Here is an 11,301-nt window from a genome sequence, read left to right as displayed (position 1 = left end):
CCGACCGGCGCTACTCTTTCTCGGGCCGCATGATTTCCGGCGGAGCGGCGGGCGGGCGCTTACCCGCACTAACCTTTTGTGGGGTAACGCGCCCTCGCCCGTCGATCAGCGCTGAACGAAGCTCAGGATATCGCGGTTGATCAACGCCGCATGCGTGCTGATCATGCCATGCGGCAGGCCTTCATACACGTTCAGCGTCGCGTTCTTCAGCAGCTTGGCGGCCAAGCGCGCACTGTCGTCGACCGGCACGACCTGATCGTCGCTCCCGTGCATGACCAAGGTCGGCACATCGATCCGCTTCAGATCCTCGGTGAAATCCGTCTCTGAAAAGGCCTTCACGCCGTCATGATGCGCCTTGATCCCGCCCATCATCCCTTGGCGCCACCAATTCTGGACAAGGCCGGGGATGGTCGCGGTACCTGCGCGGTTGAAGCCGTAAAAAGGGCCGCTCGGGATATCGAGATAATATTGAGCGCGGTTGGTGGCGACGCCGGTCCGGAACGCATCGAAAACGCTCAGCGGAAGCCCACCCGGATTCGCGACGGTCTTGAGCATCAACGGCGGCACTGCGCCGATCAACACCAGCTTGGAAACCCGACCCTTGCCATGACGCGCGACGTAGCGCGTCGCTTCCCCGCCGCCGGTGGAATGCCCGACATGGACAATGTTCCTGAGGTCGAGATGCTCGACGACGGCGGCGGCATCGGCCGCATAATGATCCATGTCATGGCCATTATCGACCTGGCTGGATCGGCCATGGCCGCGCCGATCATGGGCGACCACGCGGAAGCCCTGACCCAGGAAGAACATCATCTGGCTGTCCCAATCGTCCGCGCTGAGCGGCCACCCGTGGTGGAACATGATCGGCTGCGCGCTTTTGGGGCCCCAATCCTTGTAGAAGATATCGACGCCGTCTCGCGTGGTGACGTAGTTCATGGCGGGTTTCCTCCTGCCGGGGATTGCTGGGGTGACGTGGCTTTGGGCTGGGAGTTGCGCCATCGCACGCAGCGGCAGCCCTGCCGCGGCGGCCGTACCCAGCCCTGCCACCAGCAGTTCCCGCCTGGCCACCTCGCTCGCTCGCAGCCAATTATCGCGCGGCATGTCGTTCACCCTAAAGCTAAGGTCGAAAGCAGAGCGCTGCCGACCGGCCGATCCTGCCGCCCCACGCGGCGCCCTTCCATCGGACGGCAGGGGAGGATGAGCGGGTCGACAATATCGGCCGCACTACACCTTCGTGCAGGCCGGCCGCTCCCACGCGGCGCGCTTCCCCCGAACGGGGGACGGAGGGCTACCATGACCGGGGATCGCGACATCGCAGGCCCGCCGCTATGGAATGACTCTCTTGCTATCGGCAGTTGGAGGTGCCCCATGCCCGCCGGCGATGCTCCGCTCGTGCTGATTCTGGATGACGACGGCCGTGTCCGCGATGCGCTCAGCGAACTGCTCGCCTCGGTCGGAATTGAATCGCTCAGCTTCGCCGCGCCGGCCGATCTCATCCTCGCGGATCTTCCCGACCGGCCGGGCTGCATCATCCTGGACGTCCGCATGCCCGGCGGCAGTGGTCTGGAATTGCAGCGGCAGGCGCTCGACGATCGGCGGCTGTCCAAACCGATCATCTTTCTAACCGGCCACGGCGATATTCCGATGTCCGTACAGGCGATGAAGGCTGGCGCGGTCGATTTCCTGGTGAAGCCCGCGCGCGACCAGACATTGCTGGATGCGGTCAGCACCGGGATCGAGCGCGACCGCATTCAGCGCAAGGCGGCCGGCATCCGCAACGCTTTGCTCCACCGTTATGCACGCCTCACCCCGCGCGAACGCGAGGTCATGGGGTTCGTCTGCCTTGGCAGACTCAACAAGCAGATCGCCTATGCGATGGATATCAGCGAGGTGACGGTGAAGCTGCACCGCGGCAATGTCATGAGCAAGATGGAGTTTGCCACGGTCGGCGAACTCATCCGGGCGTGGGAGCTGATCGAGCCGGCGCTCGCGTCGGATCTTAAGCCGGTCCGGCAGGACGCGACGCTCTAACCGCGCCAGAGCGCAGCACGCAACGCGCGTTCCAGCGCGTCCGCGTCGACCGGCTTCTGCAAGATGGCGCGCGCGCCCTGCTGCCGCGCCTGCCGCTGCACGTCCGGATCCTGCACCGACGTCACGAAGATGACCGGCAGGGCGGGATCCCGTGCAGCCAGAGCTGCCTGCAACGCCAAGCCGTCTCCGCCGGGCATCCGGATGTCTGAAAGAATGGCTGCAAAGGTGCCAGGCGCGAACGCACGCAACAGGCTCGCCGCGCTATCGAAACCCATCGCGGCAAAGCCCATCGCCTCCACCAGATCGGTCAACGCCTGCCGTACGGCCGCGTCATCGTCGACGATCGCAAGGAGGGGAACTGGTGACACATCCGACCTCATCAGGCGACAACGCTGGTCCCGTCTGTCGGCCGATGACGCGCCCATATCTACCATACCTAGGTCCAGTATGCCCGCCGCCGCCGCATCGTCCCCGGCGCCGGGATGCTACAGCCTATCCCTGCGTGCAGCTTCTCCTGCGCGTCGGAACATTACAGAACGCGCGATGTGATCGGGTTCGCAGCCACGCAAAGCCGCGATATGGCTTGCTTCGGGGGTTGAGACATGGTGCGAAGAAGGCGATGGCACGGCTGCTGATTGCGCTGCTGGCGGCGTCGCTTGCCGCTGCGCATGCGCACAGTGGTGCACGCTCGATCCACGATTACACACATCAGCGCTGGAGCGCGGCGGGTGAAATCCCGGCACCGGTGACCGCCATTGCACAGGATCGGCGGGGCTTCCTCTGGCTCGCGACCGGGGACGGGCTGTTCCGGTTCGACGGGATCGGGTTCGAACCGATCAGCACCGCAGTCGATCGCCTGCAGCACGGCGCGCCGTCGACCCTGTTGGTACGCCGTAATGGTGAGGTGTGGACCAACTTCGATCGGTCCTTGCGCTTCGCCGTCTATCGCGACGGCGGCTTGCATTGGATCGCCGGGACCGCACCCGCCCACGTCATCCGGATGGCGGAGGGGCCAGACGGTGCGATATGGGTGCTGACAGATCATATCGAGAAGCCTTTGCTGCGCTGGCAGGCCGGGCGGTGGACCCGGTTCGCGGCACCGGAGGCCGCGCCCGACAATGCGGTCGGGCTGGTCATCGCCGCCGACGGCGCCGCCTGGATATCGTTCGGCCGATCGGTGGCGCGCCTCCGCCCCGGCAGCAGCACACTTGAGATTAAGCTGAGGACGCCGCGCGGCCTCGGCGCATTGTCGACCGATCCCGCCGGCCGCATCTGGATTTCGGAACGCCGCGGCACTTATCCGCTCACCGGCCCCGGCGGACGCGGTGCACCTCCACCACGGCGCCATGCCTATCCGACCGACGCCGCCCAGGTGCGCGGCCAGCCGATGTTCGATCGAAGCGGCAATCTCTGGATCGCCACTTATTATGGCGGGATCGAGCGCGTCGCCCAGCCCGATCCTCGTGGCGCCCCATCGTCCGCCGCTGCACACGCCGCACTCGAACATTTCACCGCCGCCGACGGCTTGTCGTCCAATGCCACAAGCCAGCTCTTCCAGGATGGGGAAGGCAATGTCTGGGCGAGCACGGAAAAGGGGATCGACCGCTTCTGGCCGGCCACGGTGCGGCATTATCCGGAACTCGATGCGCCGGCTGCCTTCGGCGACCTGCTGCTGCGCGCTTCGGACGGGTCCGTCTATATCGGTCAGGCCGCCACCGTATATCGGGTGCCTCCGGGCGCTCGCCCGCAGGCGATCCTGCATAGCCGCACCGAGCCCAGCACGCTCTGCGAAACGCCCGATGGCGGGATCCGCATCACGCTCGGCAACGAGGTTCTGGACTGGCGCGCCGGCCGCACCTCCCGGCCGATCCCATCGGTGCCGACGCGCGCGACATTATATGACTGCGCGTTCGATCGGCACGGCGATTATTGGATCTCCGCCGCGCGTGGTGGGCTGTTGCGCTACCATGCCGGCCGCTGGCAGCGCATCCGCGGGCCCGGGGGAGAGGCGGGCCTGCCGCGATCGATGATCGTCGATCCCTCCGGCGCTCTCGTGTTGCACTGGCAGCCACAGACGCTGGCCTGGATCGACGGTGGCCTGCGCCGCACCATGCCTATCCCGTTCCCGATCCATGCCAATGACGAGATCACGCTCTACGGCGGCGGCAACGGATCGGTCTACGCCGCCACCCCGCTCGGCATGATGCGGGTGCGTAGAGGCCGCGTGGCACGCGCGCCCGAACGCATCGCCGTGTTCGATCGTGTCAGCGGCATCGTCCAGACCGCCCAGGGCCAGACCTGGCTTGCCGGTGCGGCCGGGATCGTGCGCTTGCCGACCCAGGCCCTGGATGCCGCCTTCGACCGTCCCGGCACGCAGCCGATGGCGCAGATATTCAGCGGTGCGGATGGGCTTCGAAGTCCACCCCACGCGCACAGCCGTCATGCACTGGTCCAGGGTGGCGACGGCCGGCTCTGGATGTCGAGCCAGTCGGGCACGCTGTGGCTGGATCCCAGCGATATCGGCCGCAACGTCCGGCCGCCCCGGGTCGCGATCAGCGCGCTGATGGCGGATCGCGTCCATCGCGATCCCCGCGACCTTCGGCTCCCGGCCGGCACGCGCAATATCGAGATCGACTTTGCGGTCATGAACTTCTTCAGCCCGCGTGAAACGCGGGTGCGCTACCGGCTGGAAGGGCAGGACCCCGCCTGGGTCGAGGCCGGCGCGCGGCGACAGGCCTTCTTCACCAATCTCGCGCCCGGCGATTATCGCTTCCACGTCGTTGCGGCCAATCAGGATGGCGTCTGGAATCGTGAAGGTGCAGCCGTCACCTTCCGGATCCCACCAACATTCCTGCAATCGCGCTGGTTCCTGCTGATCGTCCTGCTCGGCGTGGTTGCGCTGGGTTGGACGGCCTTCGCCTATCGATCGCGGCAGATCACCCGCCGGCTCAACAATCGGATGGAGGAACGAATAGATGAGCGTGCCCGCATCGCCCGCGATCTGCACGACACGCTGTTACAGGGTGTGCAGGGCCTGATCCTGAGCTTCCAGGCCTTGGCCGATCGCCTGGCGCCAGCGGAGCAACCACGATTGGAGGCGGTGTTGAAGCGCGCCGATGCCGTCGTGGTCGAGGCGCGGGAGAGTGTGCTGGCGCTGCGCAGCCCCGCGGAACATGGCGATTTGGCGCAGCGATTGCGCGCGCTCGCGGAGGAATCGATGCTCGCGCCGGCAACACCGGTGGCGGTCGTCATCGAAGGAACCCCGCGCCTTCTGCGTCCGGCAATCCTCAATGAGATTACCGCGATCGTCAGCGAAGCGTTGTTCAATGTCGCCCGCCACGCCGCGGCCAGACAGGTCGACGTAATCGCCCGTTTTAGCCGACGCAGCCTTGCCGTACAGGTGCGTGACGATGGCATCGGCATCGCACCGGACATGCTGGCGCAGGATGGAAGGCCGGGTCATTTCGGCCTGATCGGCATGCGCGAGCGCGCGCTTCGCATGAAAGGCCGGCTGACGATAAAAAGCGCGCAGGGTAGCGGCACAAGCGTCACGCTGGATCTGCCTGGCCGCGTCGCCTTCCAGCCAGTGAAACGCTTCTTCCCGTTCCGGCGACGTGCTGCAGCCCCTTAATTCGTCGATCAGGCGCACCGCGTCTGCCTTGCCTCGACGTTCACGGGCACCGACTGCGGCAAGGACAGAATCATGCGCAACCCCGGCTTCGCTGCTTCCGCGCGCAGGCTGCCGCCATGCGCCTCCGCAATCGAGCGGCAGATGGCGAGGCCCATGCCCATGCCGCCGGCCTTCGTCGTGACGAAGGGCTCGAACATGCCCGCAATATCGCCGTGCCCCGGTCCCGCATCGCGAATGCTGATCAGGATAGCACCACCGCTCTCCCGGCTTTCGACCTCCAGTGCGGCGGCGCTCATACCCTCCATCGCCTCGATCGCATTGCGGATCAGGTTCACGACCACCTGCTGCACCTGCACCGGATCCGCCAGGATCGTCGGCAGCGCCTTGGCGAGATTGAAGGTGAGCCGCGTCCCGCTGATCACCGCCTTATCGGCCATCAACGATGCGGCGTCCGCGATCAGCGCGTTCACGTCGACCCATTCGCGTTGCCGGTCCCGTGGATTGAACAGCGCGCGAATGCGCTGCACCACGTCTGCCGCACCCTGGCCTGCGTCGACGATCCGCCCGATGATCCCGCGGGCACGATCCAGATTGGGCGGATCTGCCGCCAGCCAGCGCTGCGCTGCCTGCGCGTTGGTGACGATCGCGGCCAGTGGCTGATTGACTTCATGTGCGATCGACGCAGCCAATGTCGAAAGGCTGGCGAGCTGTGTCGCGCTGTCCAGTCGCTCACGCGTTTTGCGCAACGCCTCCCGATCACGCACCTCATCTTCGATGTCGCGGGATACGCCGTACCAGCGCAGGATCGCGCCATCCTCGCCGCGCAGCGGTTCGGCATTGCCCTGCACCCAGCGATAGGATCCATCGGCACAGCGATGGCGATAGCGCATGGCGAACGGTGCGCCGGATGCGAACGCGGCCGCTAACGCCGCGCTGACGTTCGCCGCATCGTCGGGGTGCACCGTTTGCGCGACCGCAGCCGCGAGCCGGCTTCTGTCCGTTTGCTCAAGATCGTCGATGCGAATGCCGGCCCATTCGGACAGGCGCCGATTGATGAAGGTCGGTTCGCCAGAGGCGGACGCGCTCCAGATCAATACCGGTACCGCATCCGTCAGGTGCATCAGTTCACGCTCGCGCTCCCGCAGCCGGGCCTCGGCCAGCTTCAGATCGTGGACGTCGATCACCGATCCCGACCATTCGATGATCCGCCCGTCGTCCGCATGACAGGGCAGGCCTTCGGCACGCCACCAACGATAATCGCCGGCCGCGTCGCATAGGCGCAACTCGGTCAGAAACGGCGTGCCGCTGCGCAGGCATTCCAGCCAGCGGCCGATGCAATCCGCACGATCGTCGGGGTGTACGGCATCCACATAGCCGAGCGAACCATCCTGGTTGACGCCGTGGTCGTCCAATGTTTGCCCGCGCCACTGCAGAAAGCGCGGGTCGAGATAGGTGAACGCGCCGGCGGCATCGGTCTTCCATGCGTAAGCCGGCATAGGCCCGTGCCTCCAGTCCTGCGAAGATGCGCGTCGCGCTTCGATCCACCTGCACGCAGCGGAGACGGCGATTGCCCTCGGTTGCGCGCACCTCTCGATACCCGATCCGCACGCGCCACCCCATTCCCCGTTTGGGGGAGAGACCCCTGACGCCGTTCGGGATAGAAATATCCAGTGTGCACGCGACAGGAAGGCGGTCGTGCTTGGCCCGGCAGAGAGGGATGATGGCAGAAGAGTCCGCATGCATCCGGCTGATGGTGGTCGACGATCACCCCGTCCTGCGCGAAGGCGTGGCCGCGATGCTGGAGAATTGCGACGATATCCTGCTGGTCGGCCAGGCCGGCGACGGGGCCGAAGCGATCGACATGTTCAGGGCGCTGCGGCCCGATGTCGTCCTGATGGACCTTCAGATGCCCGGCATAAACGGCTTTGAAGCCATTGCCGCCATCCGCGCTGAGTCACCGGGTGCGCGCATCCTGGTGCTCACCACCTATGGCGGTGATGGGCAGGCGGTGCGCGCCCTGCGCGCCGGCGCCCAGGGCTATCTGCTGAAGAGCAGTCTGCGCACTGAGATGGTGGCCGCCATCAAGAGCGTCCATGCCGGCCGCCGCCATATCCACCGCGACGTCGCAGACGAAATTGCCTCGCATGTCGCCGACACGAACTTGAGCGGGCGGGAGGTCGCCGTCTTGCGCGAAGTCGCGCGCGGCTTGGCCAATCGCGATATCGGCCTCCGGCTCGGCGTCGCCGAGGAAACGATCAAGGCGCATCTCAAGAACATCTTCGCCAAGCTGGACGTCTCGGATCGGACGCACGCGGTCACGGTCGCCCTGCAACGGGGCATGATCGACCTGTAGCGCCCCGCAGCGCAGCAAGTTTAGGATCAAGGGTGAACCGGGGATGGCGTTTAAGCCAGGCTACTCCATCCGGGCGTCACCGGCGCGGATCGGCTGACCGCTTATCCTGGTCATCCTTTGGTATCGGTACAGGTCGCGGTTCGTCCAATCGGCACGTCGATCCGGCGTGTGCATGACATTGCCTGATCGCGGTCTCTTCCACCGCGCCATCGCGTTCAGGAGCCGCTCATGCCTCGACACCATCCTCGACATCGCCGCTGCATGCTGACACCGACATCCTTCTTTACCGCGCTCGCCGCGTCCTTCCTCACGCTCGCAATACCGACATTTGCGCAAAAGCCACTCTATGCCGATCCGGCCAGGCCGGCGCTGAAGAAGGGATCGATGGTCCTCGATCCCTCGCGCGCGGCGCTGGTGGTGATCGATCCCCAGAACGATTTCATGGATCCGCGCGGCAAGGCCTGGCCGGTCGTCGGCGAGAGCGTAACCGAGCAGCAGCTCATTCCTCACCTCACCCAGCTCCTTGCCGCGGCGAAGGCAGCCGGCATGATGGTCGCGATCTCGCCGCACCATTATTATCACTGGGATCATCAATGGCGCGTCCAGGGTCCGCTGGAAATATTCCAGCACGACGCCGGCCTGTTCGACCGGGCGGGTCCTTATACATTGGACGGGTTCGAGGGGTCCGGCGCCGATTTCCTGCCTGCGTTCAAGCCGTTCATCTTCGATGGAAAGACGGTGATCGCGTCCCCGCACAAGCTTTACGGCCCCCAGGTCAACGATCTTGCCTTCCAGCTGCGCAAGCAGCGCGTCGATCAGGTCATCATCGTGGGCATGCTCGCAAACATGTGCGTCGAATCCCACGTCCGGCAATTCCTGGAGGAAGGGTTCGAGGTCGCGGTCGTGCGGGATGCCATCGCCGCGCCAAAGCTGCCGGAAGGCGACGGATATCTCGCGGCGCTCATCAACTTTCGCTACATGGCGAACGGGCTCTGGACCACGGATCAAACGGTCCAGATGCTGGGCAAGCGCTGAAGCCTGCTGGCACGCGCCTTGATGTCCGACCCCTTGGACGATCCTGTTCGGCCTGCGCGGCCACGGGGCTAATTCCACATACCCCTTCACCATTCGCTCCCTATCGAAGGAGATCATGATGACGCAGACCGTTCTGATCACCGGCTGCTCCAGCGGCTTCGGCGCCGCCACGGCACGCCTGTTTGCAGATCGTGGCTGGAACGTCGTCGCGACGATGCGCGACACCACCAGCGGGAAAGATCTGGCGCAATGCGCCAACATCCTGGTCACGCATCTCGATGTACAGGATGCCGATAGTATCGCTGCCGCCGTGGCGCTGACGCAGGATCGTTTCGGACGTCTCGATGCGCTGATCAATAATGCGGGCTTCGGGCTTTCCGGCGTGTTCGAGGAAACGCCGCGCGCCAAGATCGCCGAGCAGTTCGAGGTCAATCTATTTGGCTTGATGGACGTCACCCGTGCGGTGCTGCCGATCATGCGGCGCCAGCGCAGCGGCACGATCGTCAACATCACATCGGGCGCGGGCGTGTTCGGGCTTCCGCTGATCTCGCTCTACACCGCCTCCAAGTTTGCGGTCGAAGGCTTTTCGGAATCGCTCAGCTACGAGCTGGAGACGCTCGGCATCCGCGTGCGGCTGGTGGAGCCCGGCGGCGTGACGAGCACCCGCTTTGGTGAGCGGGCGGGCGCCGAAGCGGCACAGGCGGAGCGGATCGACGATTATGCCCCGTTCCTGGCAGGGGCTGCGAAGGTGTTCGACGCCATCCGCGCCAACCGTGCGGGCGCGACGATGGAAGAAGTGGCCGAGGTCATCTACGCGGCGACCATCGATCCATCGGATCGGCTACGCTGGGTGGCGACCGACGACATCAAGCCGCTCGTCACTGCGCGCCGGGAAGCCGGCGAGGACCGCTACATGGCGATGATGCGACAGCAGTTCCGGCCCACCCTCCCATCGTGATCGGCACAGGGCAGCGCCATCGCTCGCCGGCCAGGATCGCGCGCCGCTGTTGAAAGCGCCGCGCCGCCACCATGTGCGCCGAATTCCACCGTCGCCAGTTGCTGGAGGAAGGCTTGGAGCTCGCGGTCGTGCGCGACGCGATAGACGCGCCCACGCTGCCGAAGGGGACGGCTCCCTCGCGTCCTTCTTCGATTCCGCTCCACAGTGAACGGGGTCTGGGCGACAGATCAGGCCGTTCGCATGATAAAACAGCGTTAAGGCATCAAGCCGTCGCGCGGCAGAATAGTTACCCGGGGCCTACCTGCTCAGCCACCGGGAGGCGCAATGTACGCGCCCATCTTTTTCACGTCACGCCCACTTGCACGGTCGCGCCATGGCGGCGCAGGCCGATGGCGGAGGGTCGGATCATTCCGGCTCAGGAAAGCGGAAATAGCCGCGCATGGTGTCCATATAGGCTTCCTCGTTGGTTTCGCGGCGGGCGTGCGCCAACGGTTTGACCTCCTCGGTCGCCAACCAACGCAGCCGGTCGGAGGAATCGACCGTCGCATTGTAAATGGACTCCGCCACCTGCGCGACATCGGCGTGCGCTTGGTTTGCGCGCAGGCCATCATACAGTCTCTCAGCGCCGCTGCGAAAAGGCTCATAATCCGCGATCGGTTCGGCATACCGTGTCTCGGCGTCCATACGCGTGTTGAAGTTCGTGTTCACCCCGCCAGGCTCAACGATCCGCACCCTGATCCCCACCGTTTCCAGCTCGTAGCTCAGCGACTCCGAAAAGCCCTCCACCGCAAATTTCGATGCCGTGTAGAGCGCGATCATCGGAAGACCGATGATACCCGCGCCAGACGAAATGTTGACGATCGTTCCGCGGCGCTGTTGCCGCATGGTTGGCAGAACGGCACGCGTGACGTCCATCAGCCCGAATACGTTGACATCGAACTGCTCGATCATCTTGGCGCGAGGGGTCTCTTCGAACACGCCAGCGAGGCCGAAACCTGCATTGTTCACCAGCGCGTCGATCCTCCCAAACCGGTCGAGCGTCAAAGCGACGGCCGCCGTGATGCTGTCGCGATCCTGCACGTCCAGTCGCGTGACCAGGATATTGCGATGCTGCGCGAGCGTGCGTCCTGCCGCGGGATCCCGCATCGTCGCCACGACATTCCATCCCCGTTCGGCGAAGTGCCGCGCCGAGGCTTCACCGAATCCTGTCGAGCAGCCGGTAATCAGGACGGTCTGAGTCATCTCTATCTCCTTCGCCCTGCACCTAATCGCCGCTGCCCATCCGGATTAGAC

General features: G+C 65.2%; 9 protein-coding genes. 5 read left to right on the top strand and 4 right to left on the bottom strand.

What is annotated here, in order from left to right; all coding sequences use genetic code 11:
• Window positions 1–105 precede the first annotated feature (105 nt).
• A complete protein-coding gene (locus ACOJSI_RS14090; protein WP_420138928.1) occupies window positions 106–936 on the bottom strand; it encodes an alpha/beta fold hydrolase in 831 nt (276 codons plus the stop codon).
• Window positions 937–1,368: 432 nt separating this feature from the next.
• Between ACOJSI_RS14090 and ACOJSI_RS14085 the strand changes: the two genes are divergently transcribed.
• Window positions 1,369–2,031 (top strand): response regulator transcription factor, encoded by a 663-nt coding sequence (locus ACOJSI_RS14085; protein ID WP_420138927.1) that lies wholly within the window; start codon window positions 1,369–1,371, stop codon window positions 2,029–2,031.
• On the opposite strand, the gene ACOJSI_RS14080 is transcribed toward ACOJSI_RS14085, so the two are convergent.
• Complete coding sequence (locus tag ACOJSI_RS14080) at window positions 2,028–2,399, bottom strand: response regulator transcription factor (protein WP_420138926.1); 372 nt, start codon at window positions 2,397–2,399, stop codon at window positions 2,028–2,030. The two genes, ACOJSI_RS14085 and ACOJSI_RS14080, sit on opposite strands and share 4 nt — an antisense overlap.
• Window positions 2,400–2,650: 251 nt before the next feature.
• Here ACOJSI_RS14080 and ACOJSI_RS14075 point away from each other — a divergent pair, with 251 nt between their 5' ends.
• Window positions 2,651–5,662 carry a sensor histidine kinase gene (locus ACOJSI_RS14075; protein WP_420138925.1) on the top strand — a complete coding sequence of 1,004 codons (3,012 nt, stop codon included), beginning with the start codon at window positions 2,651–2,653 and terminating at the stop codon, window positions 5,660–5,662.
• Window positions 5,663–5,670: 8 nt separating this feature from the next.
• Here ACOJSI_RS14075 and ACOJSI_RS14070 read toward each other — a convergent pair whose 3' ends face one another.
• On the bottom strand, window positions 5,671–7,158 hold the full coding sequence (locus tag ACOJSI_RS14070) for a PAS domain-containing sensor histidine kinase (protein WP_420138924.1): 1,488 nt from the start codon (window positions 7,156–7,158) through the stop codon (window positions 5,671–5,673).
• 224 nt (window positions 7,159–7,382) lie between these two features.
• Between ACOJSI_RS14070 and ACOJSI_RS14065 the strand changes: the two genes are divergently transcribed.
• From ACOJSI_RS14065 to ACOJSI_RS14055, 3 genes are all read left to right on the top strand, one after another.
• Window positions 7,383–8,015 (top strand): response regulator transcription factor, encoded by a 633-nt coding sequence (locus tag ACOJSI_RS14065; RefSeq protein ID WP_420138923.1) that lies wholly within the window; start codon window positions 7,383–7,385, stop codon window positions 8,013–8,015.
• Window positions 8,016–8,276: 261 nt separating this feature from the next.
• Entirely contained in the window at window positions 8,277–9,050 is a 774-nt protein-coding gene (locus tag ACOJSI_RS14060; RefSeq protein ID WP_420138922.1) for an isochorismatase family cysteine hydrolase, read from the top strand.
• 118 nt (window positions 9,051–9,168) lie between these two features.
• Window positions 9,169–10,008 (top strand): SDR family oxidoreductase, encoded by an 840-nt coding sequence (locus ACOJSI_RS14055; RefSeq protein WP_420138921.1) that lies wholly within the window; start codon window positions 9,169–9,171, stop codon window positions 10,006–10,008.
• Window positions 10,009–10,413: 405 nt separating this feature from the next.
• Here the strand turns inward: ACOJSI_RS14055 and ACOJSI_RS14050 are convergent, their stop codons facing one another.
• Window positions 10,414–11,250: an SDR family oxidoreductase gene (locus ACOJSI_RS14050; protein WP_420138920.1), complete on the bottom strand. Its 837-nt coding sequence runs from the start codon at window positions 11,248–11,250 to the stop codon at window positions 10,414–10,416.
• Window positions 11,251–11,301 lie beyond the last annotated feature (51 nt).

Source organism: Sphingomonas sp., from assembly GCF_048595155.1.
GTDB lineage: Bacteria > Pseudomonadota > Alphaproteobacteria > Sphingomonadales > Sphingomonadaceae > Sphingomonas_I.
Note: the sequence above shows the minus strand (reverse complement) of the source record. Positions and strands in the feature narration are given on the sequence as shown.

Bases quoted from the DNA above. Each gene is read 5' to 3' on its own strand.
- ACOJSI_RS14055 (WP_420138921.1), top strand. From the start codon at position 9,169: ATGACGCAGACCGTTCTGATCACCGGCTGCTCCAGCGGCTTCGGCGCC.
- ACOJSI_RS14085 (WP_420138927.1), top strand. From the start codon at position 1,369: ATGCCCGCCGGCGATGCTCCGCTCGTGCTGATTCTGGATGACGACGGC.
- ACOJSI_RS14065 (WP_420138923.1), top strand. From the start codon at position 7,383: ATGGCAGAAGAGTCCGCATGCATCCGGCTGATGGTGGTCGACGATCAC.
- ACOJSI_RS14050 (WP_420138920.1), bottom strand. From the start codon at position 11,250: ATGACTCAGACCGTCCTGATTACCGGCTGCTCGACAGGATTCGGTGAA.
- ACOJSI_RS14090 (WP_420138928.1), bottom strand. From the start codon at position 936: ATGAACTACGTCACCACGCGAGACGGCGTCGATATCTTCTACAAGGAT.
- ACOJSI_RS14075 (WP_420138925.1), top strand. From the start codon at position 2,651: ATGGCACGGCTGCTGATTGCGCTGCTGGCGGCGTCGCTTGCCGCTGCG.
- ACOJSI_RS14060 (WP_420138922.1), top strand. From the start codon at position 8,277: ATGCTGACACCGACATCCTTCTTTACCGCGCTCGCCGCGTCCTTCCTC.
- ACOJSI_RS14070 (WP_420138924.1), bottom strand. From the start codon at position 7,158: ATGCCGGCTTACGCATGGAAGACCGATGCCGCCGGCGCGTTCACCTAT.